This is a genomic window from Altererythrobacter sp. KTW20L, from assembly GCF_023501975.1.
GTDB lineage: Bacteria > Pseudomonadota > Alphaproteobacteria > Sphingomonadales > Sphingomonadaceae > Alteraurantiacibacter.
The window spans coordinates 61,996-81,276 of record NZ_JAMFLH010000008.1 but is presented as its reverse complement, the minus strand read 5'-3'; the positions used below and the strand labels follow the sequence as shown (position 1 = coordinate 81,276).

Sequence of the window (19,281 nt, the reverse complement as noted above, 5' to 3'; positions counted from 1 at the left end):
TGTTCCCGCGCCGACTCGGCAGGCGGGATGGCCCCAAGGCGGGACCGGTTGGGACATGACGAGGTAACTTCGTCGGACTGGGGCGTTGCCGCGCCCCATCCCCCGCCTATCGGCGCGGGCAGTACTATCGCGCGCCCGCCGGCATCCGCTCGCCCTCCTGGGTGATACGATCACCGTTGGAGCAGACGTAATCGCTGAAATTCAGCAGCTCCAAGCCGAACCAGTCGTTCATCCGGCGCATCCGCTTCATGATCGGCACGATCTCGATCTCGAAGTAGCTGTCGAGCGCTTCGCTCACCTTACCGAAGCCGCCGTTGTTCTGCGGGATGATGCCGATCAGCTGGGGCGGTGTGCGGTGCGCGGCCAGCAGATCATCACGGCTGATGTTCTTGACGTTGGAGAACTCGTCTTTCGCCGCCACGTCGGCGATCGGCATGAGCTGGATGCCGTCCTTCTTGCCATTGGGCACGTGGACGAACATGTTCTTGAAGTTGCCCAGCCCCTTGGCCGATTTCATTCGCTGCTCGATCGCTTCGGCGGTCTCATTGTCCACCAGCGGCTCGCTGACATAGAGGATGAACCCGGCGTGGGCGCCGTTGAGATAATAGCGGCGGCGAAACAGGGTGGCGTTCTCGTTGAGCAGCCCGCTCTGCAGCGCTGACAACCATTCGGGCAGGCCGTAGATTTCCTGCGCAACGTCCGGCTGCTGCAGGTGGAAGATGCTGTCCCTGGCGAACTCGTGATCCAGTGAACCCATCGGCCCGGTGACAAACCAGTATTGGCCGGGCTTGGTCCCGCGCCGCACGTGCCGCGCCAGCGCAACCTTCGCTTTGGCCAGCCTCCCCGCCATGTTCGGCACCCATTCGAGGTAGCCATTGCCCATTTGCAGGAAATCCATGGCGAACCGCTCGAAATCATCGGGCGACAGCCACCGGCTCGGCTGAAGGCGCGCCACCAGCAGGTTGATCTTCAGGGCGATGGCACTGCGGTGATGGGGCGACATGTTGAAGCTGCGCGCCAGGGTGTCCATCGGTAGCGGCGGCTCAAACCAGCGGTTGTTGTGCCAGACCTCGAAATAGGATGAGAGCTCGCGCCGATCGAGCACGCTCTCCGGATCGCCAAAGGTGAAGATCATGGGCTTTCCGCCACCCTCGACGGTGCCCTCGCCCTTGTGCTCGATCAGTTCCTGTCCGCTCATCGTGGTTCCTTTCCGGGCAAGGCCCGCATCAATCGGAGAAAACTACGCGGCCGCCGCCGCCCTGGTGGGCAGTCCCGGCGTCCATTGGTTCGTTTGAAAGGGCGTGTAGGATCGCCCAGGCGATGTCGGCGTGGCCGATCTGCCCGCCGCGCCGCGCCACATAGGTCACGCCCTTCTGGCTGCCGGTCAGTGCCGGGCGGATCGCCATGAAGGCCTGCATCACGTCGGACCAACCGGCGTCAAACTCGATCCGCTGGGCACGGAAGATGTTCTGGCCCTTGATCACCAGCGCCGTCTTGGTCGCCACCGAGTACTCGATCTTGCGCGCGCCGGGGAACCACTTGCGCACCAGCTCCCACACCGCGCCGCCGTGGCCGGTGGTGTCAATCGCGATATCGGTCACGTTGTAGCGCTTGGCCACTTCCTCGATCTTGTCCGCCTGCCCCTGATAGTCGAGGCCGTTGAGGCGGAACTTCTCCAGCACGCGGAACTTGCCCTTGCCGGGCTGATCGGGTGGCGCGATCACCGCCAGGGCGGCATCGTCGCGGCCCTGCTTGTTCGGATCGTAACCCAGCCACACCGGCTTGTCGCCGAACGGCCGGCCACCGAGGATGTCGATCTGGGCAGGCCTGAAATCGCGCCACTTGTAGAAGCTCTCCACCCGGGCGGGCGCGAGGCGCGCCCAGGGGAAGCTGCTCTCGGAATCGTCCACGTCCTCGCATTCGAAGAGGTTGCGGAATTCCTCCTCCGAATACTCGGTGCGCAGCTCCTCCACATCGACCAGCTTCGACAGCCCGCGGGCAACCGCATCGTGGACGGTGACGGTCTGCTGCCAGCTGCCATCGGGCATGATCGCCCCGTCGCGCAGGTTGCGATGGCTGATGTCGAATTCGCGCTGCCCATCCTTGGCGCGGCCCTTATTCCACTCCTCGCCGCTCCAGAAGCCGTGGCTGTCATGGGTCTTCGTGCTGGGGGTGGAAAAGTAGGTGCGCTTGTAGATCTTCTGGGTCGCCATGGCGCTGGCCACCCGCTTCAGCTCGGCAAAGCCGTGCACCCAGGCATATTCGTCAAAGTAGAAATCGCCGCTCTCGCCCTGCGCCGTGGCGGAATTGGTGGAAAGGAAATAGAGGCCCACCTGGTCCAGGCTGACCAGCTGCTCGCCCTCATCACCATCGGGGTCCGGATGCAGGCCGGTGAAGTCGATCATCACCGGGTTGCCCTTCAGCTCCACCCCGGTAACGCGCTTGACCCAGCCCGCGATCTCGCGCCGGAACTTCAGCGCCTGCCGCTGGCTGGCGGAAAGGAAAATCTGGTTGCGGGGCCGCTCCTCCTCGTCGGTTGATCCGGCAATCGCCGCCTCGGCGATCTTGGCCATGGCCTCGCGGGCGAAATAGACCGTCGCCCCGATCTGGCGGGCCTTGCGCAGCTTGCGGGTGCGCTGGTTGCGCTGCTCCCACCACAGATCCTGGTATTCGAACCGCCACTTCTCGAAATCATCCAGCAGCGCCTGCCACTGGTCGATGGTGAGGAAGTTCTTGCGCTTCTCCGCCCGCTTGGCCTTGGCCTGATCATCGTTGCGCTTGCCGATTTTCGGGTTGAGGTCGCCCTCCTTGCCGCTGTTCGAATATTTGCGGATCCGCGCGGTGCGCTCCATCTGGCGGGTCAGGAAATCGACCCGCTTCATGTCGCCTTCAGTAAACGGCTCCTTGTCCAGCAGGGTGGCGATTTTCGCCTCAAGCCGGTCCTCGATCATGTCCACCGGGGCGGCGGCATCCCATTTTTCGCGCCGTTTCCAGCTGGCCACGGTGTTGTAATTGAGATCCAGCTCCTGCGCGATCTGCCGCAGCTGCCAGCCTTTCCAGTAAAAGCTGCGCGCCATCCGGCGCAGCTGGAACTCGGCCAGCTGACTCTCGTCGGGTTCGGGTGGCGCGGCGCAGTGCATGGCCATGCCATGCACCCCCGCACGGGCAATCTGGCCACTGGCTTGGTGGGCAACATCGAGCGGCCCGATCTGGACCTGATCGAACCCAATCGCGAGGATTACTACGAATTCGGGCGCAAGTTCGCCAAGCTGGCCAGCCCCGAACGCCCGCTCGACATCACCTATGATCCCGATCGAGTGGTCACCGACTGGCTGGACGATCTGTGGACCGCCTACGGCCCCAAGGGCCTGGTGGTTCTCGCCTTCTTCTGCATGTCGCTCTTCGCGGTGCAGATCCGCAAGCGCGATGGCTCGCTCGGTTTCCTCGAAATCACCGGCCTGCCGGGATCCGGCAAGTCCACCCTGATCGAGTTCTGCTGGCACCTGCTGGGTCGGGCCGAACACGAAGGCATCGATCCCAACAAGGCCACCGCCGTCGGCATCGCCCGCGAGATGGTCAAATTCTCCAACCTGCCGGTCGGCCTGATCGAAAGCGGGCGCGAGGATGTGCCAACGCGCGCCGGGAAGGAACCTGCACCAACCGCCGGACGATGGACAATCCGGGTCTGGAACGGCGCGTGATGGCAGGCATCGAGGGCGAGCTTCTCCGTCCCGAGAGGATTGCCCTGGTCATTCGCGAATATCAGGTCGCGATGCGCGACCTGGCTCAAGCTGCCAAGAAAGCCGATAAACACCTAAATCAGCGCGCGGCCCAGCTCGATGGACAGATCCAGAGGCTGGTCAACGCGATCGCCGATGGCGCGGCCGACGTGCCCGAACTGGTTGACCGGCTCCGCCAGTGCCGAACCGAACGCACTGCCATCGCGGAACAGTTGGAGGAGGCCGAGAGCGGCAAGGTAATCGCCATGCATCCTGGCATCGCAGAAGCCTACCGCAGGGCAATCGCCGACCTGACAGGAACGATCCGGGCGGATGGCGACACAGAAGACGCCCGCAAGGCCAGCGCTGCAATGCGCAGCCTGGTTGACCGCGTGATCCTCACCCCCCGCTCCGAAGCGCGCGGCATGGACATAGACGTAGAAGGCCGCCTCGCCGCGATCATGGATCTAGGCCAAGGAAAGCCCGCCCGCTCACGAAAGGGTACTGTATCGGTGGTAGCGGAGGAGGGACTCGAACCCCCGACACGCGGATTATGATTCCGCTGCTCTAACCGGCTGAGCTACTCCGCCACACAGTGCACAAGGGCCAATCGGCGCCCGGCAAGGCGCGGCATTTAGGGCGGGGTCCGGCGGCGGTCAACCGCGAAAGTTCCAACTTTCTCGTGTTGCCTTGTTCATTCGCTGGATCTTGGCCGACAACCCGCGATTCAAGGTGCGATCCAGCGCGCGGGAGAGCTCGGGCATGGCCTGGACCAGCCGCTGCAACCCCTCGCGATCAAACACTGCGATCCGTGCCGGCATGGATACTTTGACCGTAGCCGAAGCCCCATCGCCCGAGACCAGACTCATCTCGCCAATGAAGTCATCCGGTCCGCAGGTGCCGACCGGCAGGCCGTCGTGCTCAATGTCCATCTTGCCGGTGGCGATATAGATCAGCGAAGGTGCTACCTCTCCCTGGCGGATCAGGATTTCGCCCGTTTCCGCATCACGCCAGGTGAGGACATCGCGCAGGCGGCGCTGCTTGGCGGGCTCCTCGATGGAGAGCACCTCGGCGATCAGGGCGTACTCTTCGCCGCTCATAAGGCCACGTCGTGTCCTCATGGTCGTTCGGAGCAACTGGACCAGATTGATTGTAAGCAGAATTGTCATCCAGAATGCGAAGCTGGCGGGCATGACCCCGGCCGCCAAAGAGAGAACCAGCGGTAATCCCCAGCCCAGTGCCCCAAAGATGAAGCGCGCCTTGCCCGGCCCGCACAAGGCCGACGCCGCCAGCAAAACGCCCATTGCGCTGAGAATCCACATTCCCGGAGAAGAGAGCTCGTCGATCAACTGCTCGACAAAGCTGGGCGATCGGATGAATTGGTCCGCCGCCGAAGCAGCAGCAGCAGCCAGAAATGGTGTGATGATCGCCTCCCCCGTCATGCCCGCATTCCCCAACTGACCCTGCCCGCCACTATCGCCCGCGGAAGGGCCATTTGCCAAGCCCTTCCCACGGCCCGCTGAGATAGCGATGGAGAGCAAGGCCGGTGAATGCGAACTCCCGCGGCTCCACGATCAGGCCAAGTCGTGCCTGCAAGGCCTTGGCAGCCGCCGGTGTGACCTTGTTCTGTACCGTGATGTGGAGGCGTGGGGGATGGCTGTCCTGTCCGGTCAGTATGCCGGTGAAGTGCTCGGCAATTTCCCCGCGCAGGCCCAGCATGGCGGGGCTGGTCAACCGGAGCGCGGTGCCGCTGCCTAGCCCCATCACACCTTCCAGCCGGGCGGGAACCGGCGGGGTGCTGGCAGTGATGCGGCCAAGCAGCTCGCGCAGCTCGCCATCCACGAAATGCGGCAGGGCGTGGAACAGCGTGACGTGGGCTTTCAAGTAATTGCGTTCGGGTGGGAAATGCTCGGTTCTCAGCTGGGTGGCCCAGCTGAAGAGGTCGAGCGGTAATTCCGCCGTGAGGATCAGCGGCGCAGATGCCTGGATCACATTTCCCCGCGCTCGCGGCGCAGCGCGTACCACTTCTCGACGTTTGCCTCGTGTTCGGCCAGCGTGCGACCGAAGGCGTGGCCGCCACTGCCGTCTGCCACCATATACAGCGCGTCGGTTTCATCCGGATTGAGCACGGCGGCAATCGAATCACGTCCCGGATTGGTGATCGGGCCGCGCGGCAAGCCGGACATTGAATAAGTGTTGTAGTCGTTCACCGCGTCGATTTCCGACCGGCGAATGCGGCGGCCAAGCGGGCGGCCTTGTGTGATCGGATAGATGATCGTCGGATCTGCCTGCAATCGCATGCCGATGCGCAGGCGGTTGGAATAGAGCCCCGCCACCATGCCGCGCTCGCTTGCCACGCCGGTTTCCTTCTCTACGATAGATGCGAGGATCACGGCTTCCGCGGGCGTATTCACTACACTGCGCGGCCCCTTCTTGGGCCACAGCTCCTCAATCGTGCGGGTCATCGCCTCCTGCATCCGGGCGAGCACGGCGGCGCGGCTCTCGCCCCGTTCGAAATCATAGGTATCGGGCAGGATCGAGCCTTCTTCCGGTATTTCGATCTCGCCGGTCAGCAGCTCTTCGGCCATCAGGCGATCGTATACCAGGGCGCTGGGCATGCCTTCGGGAATGGTTACAAAGCGGCGCAACACCTGGCCGCTCTGGAAGATCGCCAGGATCTGGCTGGGCGACGCGCCTTCGGGCAGCAGGAATTCGCCCGCCTGGATCGGTTCGGACCCGCCGAACACCTTGGCCCGCAGCAGAAACGCATCGGCCGAGCCGATCAGGCCTTCTTCCTCCAGCTTGCGGGCAGCAGACGTCAATGTGGAGCCCGACGGCACGATGAAGGCAGTCTCCTCCTCCACCGGGCCAGACGAGAACCAACCGAACGCCAGCCACGCCGCAGCCAGCAGGCCAATCGCCACGACAATGCCGACAAGGGCGCAACCCGCCCGGCGCATGGTCAATCTACCTTCTTGACCACTAGGCTGGCATTGGTGCCGCCAAAGCCGAAGCTGTTGTTGAGCGCGGCGCGCACTTCGCGTTTCTTGGCCACCAGCGGCACCAGGTCCACGCCTTCGGTGCCTTCGTCGGGCGTTTGCAGGTTCAGCGTCGGCGGCACGATCTGGTCACGGATCGACAGGATGCAGAAGATCGATTCCACCGCGCCTGCGCCGCCCAGCAAGTGGCCGATGGCGCTCTTGGTGCTGCTCATCGAAGCTCCGGAAAGATCATCGCCCAGCACGCGCTTAACCGAGGCGAGCTCGATCGTGTCGGCCATGGTGCTGGTGCCGTGGGCGTTGACATAGTCGATGTCGCCTGCTGCCAGTCCGGCCTTCTTCAGCGCCATGCGCATGGCCATTTCCGCACCCTTGCCATCCGGATGCGGGGCCGTAACGTGATAGGCATCGCCCGACAGGCCATAGCCCACCACTTCGGCATATATCTTCGCGCCGCGCGCCTTGGCGTGCTCGTATTCCTCCAGCACGACAACGCCAGCGCCCTCGCCCATCACGAAGCCGTCGCGGTCCTTGTCGTAAGGACGACTGGCCTCTGTCGGACGGTCGTTGAAGCTGCAGTTGAGCGCGCGTGCCTGGGCGAAACCGGCAATGCCGATGGGGCAGATGGTGGCTTCCGCCCCGCCCGCCAGCATGATGTCGGCGTCGTCGTCGCGGATCATCCGCGCGGCATCGCCGATCGAGTGCGCGCCGGTGGAGCAGGCGGTGACGACTGCGTGGTTCGGACCCATCAGGCCATACTTGATCGACACCTGTCCGCTGATCAGGTTGATCAGGCGGCCGTGGACGAAGTGCGGCGACACCCGGCCCGGCCCGCGTTCATGCAGGTTGACCGATTCCAGCTCGATCCCCGGCAGCCCTCCGATGCCCGACCCGATCGAGCAACCCGCACGCCAGCGGGTTTCCTCGTCCATGTCGGTGAGGCCGGCGTCTTCCAGCGCCTGGCCCGCCGCATCGATACCGAACACGATGAACGGATCGACCTGCCGCTGGATCTTGTGATCAACACGAATGTCCGGATCGAAGCCGTATTCATGGTCCGCCGGTTTCACTTCGCCGGCAATCTGGCATTTCTGGTTGCTGGCATCGAAGCGGGTAATCGTGCCGATGCCGCTCTTACCTGCCAGCAGGTTCGCCCAGGTGGTTTCCACGTTGCCGCCCAGCGGGGTGACAAGGCCAAGTCCGGTAACGACCACTCGCCGCATATGTACTCTCTCTTCCAAAAGCAGGAAAGGCCCAGCCATTCATGGCTGAGCCTTCCTTCCCCGTCCGCGGGCGATGCGCGACGTTACGCGATACCGCGTGCGAACGGGTGCAGGCGCTTAGCCCGCGTTCTCGTCGATGTACTTGATCGCATCACCGACGGTGTTGATCTTCTCGGCCGCATCGTCGGGGATTTCGACACCGAATTCCTCTTCGAAAGCCATCACCAGCTCGACGATGTCGAGGCTGTCAGCGCCCAGATCGTCGATGAAGCTGGCATCGGGCGTGACCTTGTCTTCTTCGACGCCCAGATGCTCGACGACGATCTTCTTCACGCGGTCGGCAGTATCGCTCATTATGTTCCCTCTCGAAACGCTCGCAGGTTGGATATGATGTCCGCCCTAATGAGGTGCGGGGTTGCTGGCAAGTGGCAGAGGCAGGTCAGGACCGCCTCAATCCTCAGTTTTTGTCGGTGCCGGTTTCGGCTGCTCGATCACCCGGACGTGAAGTTCGCGCAACTGCCGGGGTTCGGCCAGCGAGGGCGCGCCCATCAGCAGGTCTTCGGCCTTCTGGTTCATCGGGAACAGGGTGATCTCGCGCAGGTTCTGTGCGCCGCACAGCAGCATGACCACCCGGTCCACGCCTGCCGCCATCCCGCCGTGCGGCGGTGCGCCGTACTGGAACGCGCGATAGAGCCCGCCGAAGCGTTCCTCCACGTCGGCCTTGGTCAGCCCGGTGATCTCGAAGGCCTTGACCATGGTCTCGGGATTCTCGTTCCGGATCGAGCCCGAGGCGATTTCATAGCCGTTGCACACGAGGTCATACTGATAGGCCTTGATGGTCAGCGGATCCTGGTTCTGCAGCGCCTCCATCCCGCCCTGCGGCATCGAGAACGGGTTGTGGCTGAATTCCACCTTCTTGTTGTCCTCGTCCCATTCGTAGAACGGGAAATCGACGATCCAGCAAAGGGCAAAGGCGTCTTGGTCGATCAGGCCCAGCTCCTCGCCCACGCGGGTGCGCGCGGCACCGGCCAGCTTGGCGGCATCGGCTTCCTTGCCAGCAGCAAAGAACGCGCCATCATCCGGCCCAAGGCCCAGCGCATCGAACAGCGCGGCCATCTTGTCCTCGCCGTGGTTCTTGGCGATCGGGCCGCCGAACACGCCAGCCTTGCGGGTGGCATAGCCGAGGCCCGCATAACCTTCCTTGCGTGCCCACTCATTGGTGTCGTCGAAGAACTTGCGGCTCTTCTCCGCAGTGTTGGGGGCCGGGATCAGGCGAACCACGCCGCCGCCGCCAACGATCTTCTCGAACAGCCCGAAGCCCGATTGGCGGAACTCCTCGGTCACATCACGGATAATTAGCGGGTTGCGCAGGTCGGGCTTGTCGGAGCCGTAATCCAACATCGACTTGGCATAGGGAATGCGCGGGAACTGGCCCGCGGGAGTTACCTTCTTGCCGTCGGAGAAGCTTTCGAACACGCCGGCCATGACCGGCTCCATCGTGTCCCACACTTCTTCCTGCGTCACGAAGCTCATTTCCAGGTCGAGCTGGTAGAATTCGCCGGGAAGCCGGTCGGCGCGCGGGTCTTCGTCGCGGAAGCAGGGGGCAATCTGGAAGTAGCGGTCGAAACCCGCCACCATCAGCAGCTGCTTGTACTGCTGCGGCGCCTGCGGGAGGGCGTAGAACTTGCCCGGATGGATGCGGCTGGGCACCAGGAAATCGCGCGCGCCTTCGGGGCTGCTGGCGGTTAGGATCGGGGTCGAATATTCGGTGAAGCCTGCCCCTTCCATCCGGCGGCGCATGTCGGAAATGATCTTTGTGCGCTTGACGATGTTGGCGTGCAGCGTTTCGCGGCGCAGGTCGATGAAGCGATAGCGCAGGCGCGTATCTTCGGGATATTCCTGCTCGCCCGCCACCGGCAGCGGCAGTTCCTCGGCCCGGCTCAGCACCTTCACGCCGCGTGCAAAGACCTCGATTGCGCCCGTCGGAAGGTTGGGATTGACCGTACCCTCGGCCCGCGCCTTCACCTCTCCATCGATGGTGACGACGCTTTCCACCCGCAGGCCTTCGAACACCGGCAGCGCGGGGCTGTCGCTGTCGGCCACAATCTGGGTGATGCCGTAATGATCGCGCAGGTCCACGAACAGCACGCCGCCGTGGTCGCGCTTGCGGTGGATCCAGCCCGACAGGCGGACGGTCTGCCCGACGGCATCGGCCCCAAGGGCGGCGCAGGTGTGGGTGCGATAGGCGTGCATGGTCATCTGGCTTGGCTTTTTCTATGCAGGAATGGTCTGGGCGGAAGGCGTCACCACCCCCGTTCATGGCCGCGCGCTCTAGCGGTTCATCTCGCTTGCGTCACCCCCTTGTTGGCGCGCAGACGACGCGCCGGTGCCACACTGCGCAAACAATCGGGCATTGCCGTGGCGCAGGTGATTGGCGCAGAGCCATTCCCGCGCTAACAGCCGCGCACCTTGGCCAATTGCGGCCGCCGGGCGGTGAACCGTCCACAGCCAACGAAAAGTACCCGATGATCATCCATCCCCTGATTACCAAGACCGCCGAACTCACCGACCTGTGCGAGCGACTGGCGAAAAGCGATTTCGTGTGTGTCGACACCGAATTCATGCGCGAAAACACCTACTACCCGCTGCTCTGCCTGATCCAGGTGGGTAACGAGGAAGAGGCCGCAGCAATCGATCCGCTGGCCTCCGGCCTCGACTTGCAGCCCCTGCTCGACCTGATGTGCGAGAACGAGGACGTGCTGAAAGTCTTCCATGCGGGCGGGCAGGATGTGGAAATCATCTACAACCTCACCGGCAAGACCCCGCACCCCATCTTCGACACCCAGGTGGCGATGATGGCGATCAGCCAGTCGGAACAGATCGGCTATGCCAACCTGGTGGAAAGCTGGCTGGGCAAGACGATCGACAAGGGCGCGCGCTTTACCGACTGGAGCCGCCGCCCGCTGACCGAACGGCAGATCGAATATGCGATCGGTGATGTCACCTACCTCGCCAAGATCTTCCCGCGCATCCTGAAGAAGCTGATCAAGACCGGGCGCGGCGCCTGGCTCGATGCCGAGATGGACAAGCTGGCGGACCCCGAAAACTACGCCAACGAGCATGACGAGGCCTGGCACCGCCTGCGCGCTCCCGGCCGCAATCCGGCCGTGCTCGGGCGGATGAAAGCCCTGGCCGCCTGGCGCGAGAGCGAGGCCCAGGCCAAGGACATCCCCCGCGGCCGGATCATCCGCGATGAAACCCTGTCCGATGTGGCCAGCCACCCGCCCAAGTCGCAGGCCGATCTCGCCAAGGTGCGCGGGCTTAGCCAGGCGTGGAAGGACAATGACATCGGCAAGCGCCTGATGCGTGTCTTGGCCGCTGCCGAACCGCTGAGCGAGGACGAGATGCCCGACAAGCCCAAGCGCGGTGCGCCGCTGGGCAAGGAAGGCGCGCTGGTGGCGGACCTCCTCAAGCTGCTGCTCAAGATACGCAGCCGCGAAATCGACGTGGCGGCACGCCTGCTCGCCCGTTCCGAAGAACTGGAAGGCCTCGCCGCCGGCCTGCGCGACCTGCCGATGCTGGAAGGCTGGCGCTATGGCGTGTTCGGCAAGGATGCGCTGGAACTGGTCGAAGGCAAGCTGGCCTTCGCGGTGGAGCGCGGGCGGCTGAAGATGACCCACATCGACGATGTTGCCAACGGCAGCGCCAGCGTCCACGCCGAAGCCCTGGTGGATGACGCCCTGTTCGATGACGACGACGACGATTTCACGCCGGTGTTCGACGATGAAGGCGAGACCCCGGACAAGGCGGACGCCGCCGAATGAGCACCTACCTGCCCACCATCAAGCAGCTGCAATATCTCGTCGCGCTGCATGAGCATGGGCATTTCGGGCGCGCGGCTGAAGCGAGCTTCGTTTCGCAGAGCACCCTTTCCGCCGGTATCCGCGAGCTGGAATCGCTGTTGGGCGTGGTGCTGGTTGAGCGCAGCCGTCGCGTGGTGCGGTTCACTCCGCTGGGCAACCAGGTGGTCGAAAAGGCCCACCGCCTGCTGCGCGAGGCCGAGGAACTGAGCGACCTGGTGCAGGCCGCCGGAAAGCCGCTGTCGGGCGAATTGCGGATGAGCGTGATCCCCACCATCGCGCCGTTCCTGCTCCCCCGCATCCTGCCGCGCCTGCGCCGCGAGCGCCCGCAGCTCAAACTGTTCCTGCGCGAGGAAACCAGCGACCACGCGGTCGAATCGCTCCACCACGGCCGTGCCGATTGCGTGCTGCTGGCCTTGCCCTTCGCCACCGGCGAGGTGGAAAAGGAAAGCATCGCCGAGGACCGCCTGTTCGTCGCTTTCCCCAAGAACGACCCGCGCGATCCGCCCGACGAGATACCGGCCTCCATGATCGACGAAGGCCGCCTGATGCTGCTGGAAGACGGGCACTGCCTGAAGGAACACGCACTTGCCGCCTGCAACCGCCCCGAAATGCGCGCCAGCGCCACGATGATCGGCACCTCGCTGCACACGCTGGTGCAGATGGTGGACAATGGCCTTGGCCTGACGATGCTGCCGCAGATGGCCATCGATGCGGGGATTCTGAAAGACACCAACGTGGTGGCAAGGCCGCTGAAAGGCCGCCACGTCAGCCGCGAAATCGCCCTGATCTGGCGACCCAATTCACCGCGCGCGGAAGAGTTCAGGTTGCTGGCGCAGGAGTTGAAGGCGGGTTAGGACATTTGCTCCAGGGCGGCACGATAGCTGGCCGATACCGGCACGGCTTGCCCATCCTGCAAAATGGCTGACATGCGCCGTCCAGTTCGCGTGACCGGCGCAATCTGGTCCCGCGCAATCCACCAGGACCGGTGGACCCGGCATCCGGGATATCCTTCCAACTCGGCCATCGCGTCGGCCATTCTCAGCAGCAGTAGTTCCTGCCCCAGCCGGGTCTGCACGCGCAGGTAATGGTCCTCACTCCGCACCCAGACCAGTTCGCGCCCGAGCGACGGCGGCAGTCGCTCGAAAAAGCGCGCGCCTGGTAGGTGCCTATCGTCACCGACTGTGCGATCCATAGGCTGCTGCCCTGCGCCCTGGTCACCCACAGCAAGGGCCGGCAGCGCCAGCAACAGGGCTGTGATCGTCAGGACGGCAATGTAGAGCCAGCCGATCTCGTCCAGCAGGGCGGACCCGGTCGGCAGAGCGGGCACAGTTACGCCGGCAAGCGGGGCAACCCAGACGGCCAGGGCCAGATCAATCAACTTGACGGGAACCATCATCGGCAGAGCGATGATCACCGATGAGGCCAGCCATCGCTGCCATGCAGAAACAAGGATGTGGCTTGCGGACTTGCAGACTGCACTGACGGCAAAGCCGCCCAGGGCAGCCAGCACGGTGGTGAGCGTTGCCCAGTAAACCAGGCGGACGACAAACGGCAGAGCGTCGGTTTCAAACGGCTGGATTATCGCCAGGACCAGCGCTGCCGGAAAGAACATCGCGATGCGCAAGCCGATAGCGGCCGGATTATTGTGCATCCAGCTGATCGTGAATCGGTCGCTGCTGTGTCCGGAAAGGCGATCCATGCGCTGCGTTTATCCGCTTCGTTGCTCGCGTCAAACCCGCCTGGTGCCAGCACCCCCTGCAATTTCACGCAGCACGAAATTGTCTTCCGCCAGGTTTCACGAAGAATCCGGACAGGTTCGCGAAGGTGCACTTGGCAGTCCCGCGTCGGGTCCGCAACCGGCAACGGCCCGGCATCCAAGCCAGGCCATTCTCCATCGGATCAGGGATCTCACCAAATGACTATCGCCATTCTAACCCGCCGCCTGCAATACCTTCTGGCCCCGGCCTTGCTCGCTCCGCTGCTGCTTTCCGTATCGGCCAAGGCTGCCGACGAGCGGGAATTTGTGGTCGAAGACCAGCAGTCCGAAGATTTCGTCCTGCTGGGTGCCGGAGCTCTCTATTACCGTTCGCCGTTCCGCGGCGAGGAAAGCAATGTCCTGCCGATCCCCATCATCGTGGTCCGGCAAGGGCCGTTCTATGTGGATGGGCTGGAGTCCGGTCTGGACCTGAGCCTTGCCGGCGACGGCCCCGTCAGCATCTCCCTGCAACCCTTCATCGCTGCACGAACGGTCGCGGGAACCACGCGAGAAAAAAATCACCGCCGATGCCGGCCTTCGCCTGGCTCTGGAAACGCCGGTCGGCACGCTCAGTGCGGATTATCGCCACGACGTGACCGACACGTTCAACGGCAGTGACATTACCCTGCGTTACAGCGTCGATTTCAACCTCGGCGCACTTACTGTAACCCCCGCCCTGCACGCCAATTTCATCGATCGACAGACCGCCAACCACATCTATGGCGTGAGCAACCGCCAAAGCGAAAAGTTCATCAAGGCAGGACTGCCAATCGCGCCCTATACTATCAGCCGCGCGGCCACCAACCTGGGCGGGGATATCACTGCAACGGTCATACTGACTGACCGCCTGCTGCTTATCGGCAACATGTCGGGCGCCTATCTTGGCCGGTCGATCCGCGAGAACCCGGGTTTGGAAGACGAGTTCGAGGCTCAGGCCCTGATCGGTATCGGATATGCCTTCTGATCGCCTCCCGCCAGACTGCGGTTGGGGACGCAGGGTTGTTGTCGCCGCGCTGGTGGCCGGGGCCGTGATGACAATCCTGCTGGTTTCGCGAATGCTGGCCATGCCTCAACTGGCCGCCGAATTCCTCGCAGAGCGGGGCGTCGGCAATCACCTCGCTGGCTGGCTATTCCTGCACCTTGTCGGCGGTGTCGTGGCACTGGCCAGCGGGTGTGCCAATATCGTCATGCGCAAGCCGGGTTCTCTGCCGTCGCTCGCAGCTTCCACCTGGTTCCACCGTCGAATCGGACAGGTCTATGCCGCGGCAGTGCTGGCAAGCGGCTTTGGAGCGATCTTCCTGGTCCCGCATGTGACCATGGACTGGGGTGGCAGGATCGGCATCGGGCTGCTGGTGCCTTGCTGGCTGGCGGCAACCTGCCTCGCTGCCCTTGCTGCCAGAGCCGGAAGAATCGAAGCGCACCGCTCATGGATCCTGCGCAGCTTCGCTTTCACTTGCGCGGCGATAAGCCTGCGGGTGCAGATGGTGTTTCTGGAGGTGGTCAGCCCGACCGGGGTAGAGGATTTCTACGGACTGGTCATGTGGACCAGTTGGCTGCCGAACTTGATCCTCGCCGAATGGATAATCCATCGGAGAGGAACCAGGCAGCCTATTTCGAAAGACTGACCAGAGACCAATGAGAATGGCCGCCCTCGTTGGCGGGGGCGGCCATCTTCCCCTCAATCCATGTGCTTCAACCCCACCCGCAAGTAATCCCACCCGGTAATCACCGTCAGGATCGCCGCAGCCCATAGGGTGATCAGTCCCACTGTGTGCGGCAGGTTGATGACCATGTCGCCCACGTCCACGTTCCACCATGGCATTCCCTGCCCCAGGATCAGCGCGCCAAGCGAGACCAGCTGGAACGTGGTCTTCCACTTGGCCAGCTTGCTGACCGGGATCGACACTTGCAGCGGGCCAAGAAATTCCCGCAGGCCGGACACCGCGATCTCGCGCATCACGATGATCATGCCTGCCACTACGTGCATGTCGCCCACGAACGGCCCCCGCAGCACGCCCATCGCGGTCAGCACCAGGATCACGCTGACCACCATAATCTTGTCGGCGATCGGATCGAGGAAAATGCCCAGCTTCGACACCGAACCGCTGGTGCGGGCAAGGTAGCCGTCGAAGTAGTCGGTGATGCCCATCAGGCAGTAGAGCACGAAGGCGGCGAGGTATCCCGTTGTCCAGCCGGGCCACCACAACAGCGCCGCCAGCAGCGGGATCATGGCGATGCGCGACAGGGTGAGGATGTTGGGCAGGTTGAGCATCGAAACCGGCCTTACCTCGCATTGCGCGCGCAAAAAAGGGCCACGCGTTGCTTGTTTGTCATCCTAATGCGGCTACACGCGACGATTGGCGCAACGGCAAAGGGTTTTGCACGGGTTTCATGCTGACTTCCACCCACCTGCTCAAGCAGCGGCGGTTCGCCCCGCTGTTTGCCACCCAGCTGCTCAATGCGTTCAACGACAACCTCTACAAGAACGCCATGGTGCTGTTCGTGGTGTACTCGGTGTACAATTCCGCGGCGGCCGAAACGATTTTCAGCGGCGTGGCTTCGGCGGTGTTCATCCTGCCGTTCTTCCTGCTGTCGGCCATGTCGGGCCAATTGGCCGACATGCGGGACAAGGCGCGGATCATCCGCATCGTCAAGGCGGCGGAAATTGCCATCATGACCGTGGGGGCCGCCGGATTGCTGCTGGCCTGGCAGGGAATGCTGACCGAACTGGTGGCGATCCCGCTGATGATGCTGGCGCTGCTTGCCATGGGTGTCCATTCGACCTTCTTCGGCCCGATCAAATACGCCATCCTGCCCCAGCACCTGAAGCGCGAGGAAGTGCTGGCGGGTACCGGCCTGGTCGAGGCTGGCACCTATATCGCCATCATGGGCGGGACCATCGTGGCAGGCTTCGTATCAGCCCAGGTGGCCGCCGGGCTGGTCATCGCCATCGCGGTGATCGGCTATCTTACCAGCCGCCATGTTCCCCCCGCCCCGCCCTTTACCGAAGGCCAGCCGGTGGACTGGCACATCATCCGCTCCTCCATCGCGCTGGTGCGCAACACCATGCACAACCGCGAGGTGTTCTACGCCATCCTTGCAATCAGCTTCTTCTGGACCATCGGCGCGGTGCTGTTCATCCAGTTTCCCCCGCTGGCAAAGAACGTGCTGATGGCCAGCAAGGAAGTCGCCAGCCTGTTCCTGGTGATCTTCTCGGTCGGCGTGGCGCTGGGTTCGGTGGCAATCAATGCGCTACTGAAAGGCAAGGTCTCGGCCCGCTATTCGCCCATTTCGGTGGTGTTCATGGGGCTGTTCGTGGCGGTGTTCTATTTCGTCTGTCACCTGTGGGCAGGCGAGGCGCATGGCAGCGAACTGATGGATATCGGCACATTCATTGCCCAGCCGCTTGCCCCGCTGGTGCTGTTCTCGCTGCTGCTGATCGCCATTGCGGGCGGCATGTTCGTGGTGCCGCTCTATGCCTTCCTCACCACCAAGGTCGATCCATCGCAGGCCAGTCGCACCGTAGCGGCGAACAACATCGTCAATTCGGGCGCGATGGTGGGCGGATCGGTGCTGGCGCTGGGTTTGAGTGCGGCGGGCGTGCCGCTCGTCGAGCAACTGCTGCTGAGCGCCGGCATGTGCCTGATATCGGCCTGGCTAGGCTACCTGCTTTACTCGGCAGAGAAACTCGCTGCGGCGGATCTGGTCAGGCGATAAAGACGGTAACGGCCAGGAAACACGCGACATAGTTGGCGGCGAACTGCCGAAGGTCGCCTGCATCGAGCCCGAACAGCACGCGCCATGACCGGCGGTTCTCCACCTCGTCAAAGGCATTCCAGCCCATCGGCAACATGGCCCGGAACGGGTGGCGGGCCGATTCGTCGGTCAGGACAAGTGCGCGTCTCATGATGGCGATGTTAACCCGATGGTAACCATTTGCGAGGGGTATGCGGGTTAATGTCCACATTAAGGACAGGTTCCGACTTTTCGCGGAGATTGCCGCCGGGGCCGCACAGGACTAGAGGCTGATTTCATGAGTAACCATGCTGCCGAACTGCTGGTCGATTGCCTTGCCGCGCAGGGCTGTGACCGTGTCTTCACCGTTCCGGGGGAAAGCTTCCTGCCGGTGCTCGATGCCTTGAGGGACCGGAGCGGGATCCAGACCGTCACCTGCCGGCAGGAAGGCGGTGTCACCTTCATGGCCTGTGCCGATGGCACTATGACCGGGCGGCCCGGCGTGGCCTTCGTCACCCGCGGCCCCGGCGCCACCAACGCCAGCATCGGCGTGCACGTGGCGATGCAGGATTCGCAGCCGATGATCCTGTTCGTGGGCGATGTGGGCCGCGAGATGCGCGATCGTGAAGGCTTCCAGGAAGTGGATTTCCCCGCCTTCTTCGGCCCCATCTGCAAATGGGCGGCACGGATCGACCGGGCGGACCGCATCCCCGAGTATATCGCCCGCGCCTATGCCACGGCAATTTCCGGCCGTCCTGGCCCCGTGGTCCTCGCCCTGCCCGAGGACATGCTGCACGAAGAAGGCGTCGAGGCCACGGTGCGCCCCTTCGTCCACAAACCCGCGCAGCCGCCCTGCCCAGATGCGCTCGCCGCCATGATGGCGCTTATTGGCGATGCCGCCGCACCGCTGGCCATTATCGGCGGGGCTGGCTGGCACGAGAAGGCGCATCTGCACTTCACCGCCTTTGCCGAACGGATCGGCCTGCCCGTTGCCACCGCCTTCCGGCGACAGGACGCGATTGCGCCCGATTCCCCGGTCTATGCCGGGAACCTGGGGTACGGACCTGGGCCGAAGCTGGTCGAGCGGGTGAAGGCGGCGGACCTGCTGCTGGTCGTCGGCGCACGGCTGGGCGAGGCGACGACCGACGGCTATACGCTGATAACGCCCGATCATCCCGGCCAGCAGGTGATCCACGTCCACCCCGATCCGGCAGAACTCAACCGCGTCTATCGCGCCGACCTCGCCATCTGCGCCGACCCCGACGAATTCGCCGAGAGCGCCGCCCTGTGGGACGATGGCGCGGTTATCCCGTTCGACGCCGGGGCCGAGGCCCATGCCGAATGGCTCGCCTGGTCAACACCTGGTGAAGCAGACTTTGCCCTCGACCTTGGCCGCGCCATGGCCACAGTGCGCGAACAGGTTCCGGCCGACGCGATCATCTGCAACGGAGCGGGCAATTTTGCCGGATGGTGGCACCGGTTCTGGCATTACCACGGCTTTCCCGGACAGCTTGCCCCCACTTGCGGCGCAATGGGCTATGGCATCCCGGCCGCCGTAGCTGCCGCGCTACGGTACCCGGATCGCTGCGTCATCGCTGCAGCGGGTGATGGCGACTTCCTGATGAACGCGCAGGAGCTGGCAACCGCCGTGCAATATGGCGCGGACATGCTGGTGATCGTGTTCGACAATTCGGCCTACGGCACGATCCGCATGCACCAGGAGCGCGAGTTCCCCGGACGTGTCTCGGCCACCGATCTCGCCAACCCTGATTTCGCCGCCATGGCGACCGCGTTCGGCGGCTGGGGCCTGCGGGTGGCGACGACGGCAGAGTTTGCTTCAGGCCTTGCCGATGCGCTTGGCCGCAAGGGTGTTCGTGTGCTCCATTGCATTACCGATATCGAGCAACTGAGCGCTGGCGGAGCTACAGTGAGCGGATTGCGGGATCGCTGATCGCACAAAACGAAGAAGGGCCGCACAATGGCGGC

General features: G+C 63.7%; 20 protein-coding genes and 1 tRNA gene. 8 read left to right on the top strand and 13 right to left on the bottom strand.

The annotated features are described in order from the left end of the window. Nucleotides 1-124: 124 nt before the first annotated feature. On the bottom strand, nt 125-1,198 hold the full coding sequence (locus M3P36_RS09615) for a phage portal protein (protein ID WP_249703032.1): 1,074 nt from the start codon (nt 1,196-1,198) through the stop codon (nt 125-127). Between the two features lie 28 nt (nt 1,199-1,226). Then, on the bottom strand, nt 1,227-3,146 hold the full coding sequence (locus tag M3P36_RS09610) for a terminase large subunit domain-containing protein (RefSeq protein WP_249703031.1): 1,920 nt from the start codon (nt 3,144-3,146) through the stop codon (nt 1,227-1,229). A 3-nt stretch (nt 3,147-3,149) separates the two neighbouring features. Here M3P36_RS09610 and M3P36_RS09605 point away from each other — a divergent pair, with 3 nt between their 5' ends. Then, nucleotides 3,150-3,701, top strand: coding sequence for a hypothetical protein (locus M3P36_RS09605; protein WP_249703030.1), 552 nt, complete (start codon nt 3,150-3,152; stop codon nt 3,699-3,701). Between the two features lie 113 nt (nt 3,702-3,814). On the opposite strand, the gene M3P36_RS09600 is transcribed toward M3P36_RS09605, so the two are convergent. From M3P36_RS09600 to aspS, 8 genes are all read right to left on the bottom strand, one after another. After that, entirely contained in the window at nt 3,815-3,991 is a 177-nt protein-coding gene (locus tag M3P36_RS09600) for a hypothetical protein (protein WP_249703029.1), read from the bottom strand. A 241-nt stretch (nt 3,992-4,232) separates the two neighbouring features. Beyond that, nucleotides 4,233-4,309, bottom strand: a tRNA-Met gene (locus tag M3P36_RS09595). A gap of 66 nt (nt 4,310-4,375) precedes the next feature. Next, a complete protein-coding gene (locus M3P36_RS09590; protein WP_249703028.1) occupies nt 4,376-5,161 on the bottom strand; it encodes a Crp/Fnr family transcriptional regulator in 786 nt (261 codons plus the stop codon). A 31-nt stretch (nt 5,162-5,192) separates the two neighbouring features. Next, nucleotides 5,193-5,711 carry a 2'-5' RNA ligase family protein gene (locus M3P36_RS09585; RefSeq protein WP_349630564.1) on the bottom strand — a complete coding sequence of 173 codons (519 nt, stop codon included), beginning with the start codon at nt 5,709-5,711 and terminating at the stop codon, nt 5,193-5,195. After that, complete coding sequence (gene mltG, locus M3P36_RS09580; protein WP_249703131.1) at nt 5,708-6,679, bottom strand: endolytic transglycosylase MltG; 972 nt, start codon at nt 6,677-6,679, stop codon at nt 5,708-5,710. The genes M3P36_RS09585 and mltG overlap by 4 nt, the downstream gene beginning before the upstream one ends. A 2-nt stretch (nt 6,680-6,681) precedes the next feature. After that, nucleotides 6,682-7,941, bottom strand: coding sequence for a beta-ketoacyl-ACP synthase II (fabF, locus tag M3P36_RS09575; protein ID WP_249703027.1), 1,260 nt, complete (start codon nt 7,939-7,941; stop codon nt 6,682-6,684). A 117-nt stretch (nt 7,942-8,058) separates the two neighbouring features. Continuing rightward, nucleotides 8,059-8,295 carry an acyl carrier protein gene (locus M3P36_RS09570; RefSeq protein WP_249703026.1) on the bottom strand — a complete coding sequence of 79 codons (237 nt, stop codon included), beginning with the start codon at nt 8,293-8,295 and terminating at the stop codon, nt 8,059-8,061. Between the two features lie 96 nt (nt 8,296-8,391). Continuing rightward, nucleotides 8,392-10,194, bottom strand: coding sequence for an aspartate--tRNA ligase (gene aspS, locus M3P36_RS09565; protein WP_249703130.1), 1,803 nt, complete (start codon nt 10,192-10,194; stop codon nt 8,392-8,394). A 272-nt stretch (nt 10,195-10,466) separates the two neighbouring features. Here aspS and rnd point away from each other — a divergent pair, with 272 nt between their 5' ends. Both rnd and M3P36_RS09555 read left to right on the top strand, forming a co-directional pair. Next, nucleotides 10,467-11,765, top strand: coding sequence for a ribonuclease D (gene rnd / locus M3P36_RS09560; RefSeq protein ID WP_249703025.1), 1,299 nt, complete (start codon nt 10,467-10,469; stop codon nt 11,763-11,765). Next, nucleotides 11,762-12,658, top strand: coding sequence for a hydrogen peroxide-inducible genes activator (locus tag M3P36_RS09555; protein ID WP_249703024.1), 897 nt, complete (start codon nt 11,762-11,764; stop codon nt 12,656-12,658). The genes rnd and M3P36_RS09555 overlap by 4 nt, the downstream gene beginning before the upstream one ends. Here M3P36_RS09555 and M3P36_RS09550 read toward each other — a convergent pair. After that, nucleotides 12,655-13,455 (bottom strand): LytTR family DNA-binding domain-containing protein, encoded by an 801-nt coding sequence (locus M3P36_RS09550; protein ID WP_249703023.1) that lies wholly within the window; start codon nt 13,453-13,455, stop codon nt 12,655-12,657. The genes M3P36_RS09555 and M3P36_RS09550 overlap by 4 nt on opposite strands. Nucleotides 13,456-13,719: 264 nt before the next feature. On the opposite strand from M3P36_RS09550, the gene M3P36_RS09545 reads away from it, so the two are divergent. From M3P36_RS09545 to M3P36_RS09535, 3 genes are all read left to right on the top strand, one after another. Further along, entirely contained in the window at nt 13,720-14,178 is a 459-nt protein-coding gene (locus M3P36_RS09545; RefSeq protein WP_249703138.1) for a hypothetical protein, read from the top strand. Beyond that, nucleotides 14,078-14,524, top strand: coding sequence for a MipA/OmpV family protein (locus M3P36_RS09540; RefSeq protein WP_249703129.1), 447 nt, complete (start codon nt 14,078-14,080; stop codon nt 14,522-14,524). Before M3P36_RS09545 ends, M3P36_RS09540 begins: the two co-directional genes overlap by 101 nt. A gap of 67 nt (nt 14,525-14,591) precedes the next feature. Next, a complete protein-coding gene (locus M3P36_RS09535; RefSeq protein ID WP_249703128.1) occupies nt 14,592-15,185 on the top strand; it encodes a DUF2306 domain-containing protein in 594 nt (197 codons plus the stop codon). A gap of 53 nt (nt 15,186-15,238) precedes the next feature. Here the strand turns inward: M3P36_RS09535 and pgsA are convergent, their stop codons facing one another. After that, nucleotides 15,239-15,832, bottom strand: a complete 594-nt coding sequence (gene pgsA, locus M3P36_RS09530; RefSeq protein ID WP_249703022.1) for a CDP-diacylglycerol--glycerol-3-phosphate 3-phosphatidyltransferase — start codon at nt 15,830-15,832, stop codon at nt 15,239-15,241. A gap of 119 nt (nt 15,833-15,951) precedes the next feature. On the opposite strand from pgsA, the gene M3P36_RS09525 reads away from it, so the two are divergent. Further along, complete coding sequence (locus M3P36_RS09525) at nt 15,952-17,277, top strand: MFS transporter (RefSeq protein WP_249703021.1); 1,326 nt, start codon at nt 15,952-15,954, stop codon at nt 17,275-17,277. Here the strand turns inward: M3P36_RS09525 and M3P36_RS09520 are convergent. Beyond that, entirely contained in the window at nt 17,267-17,467 is a 201-nt protein-coding gene (locus M3P36_RS09520) for a hypothetical protein (protein WP_249703020.1), read from the bottom strand. The genes M3P36_RS09525 and M3P36_RS09520 overlap by 11 nt on opposite strands. Before the next feature lie 126 nt (nt 17,468-17,593). Between M3P36_RS09520 and M3P36_RS09515 the strand changes: the two genes are divergently transcribed. Continuing rightward, nucleotides 17,594-19,246: a thiamine pyrophosphate-binding protein gene (locus tag M3P36_RS09515; RefSeq protein WP_249703019.1), complete on the top strand. Its 1,653-nt coding sequence runs from the start codon at nt 17,594-17,596 to the stop codon at nt 19,244-19,246. Nucleotides 19,247-19,281: the final 35 nt, after the last annotated feature.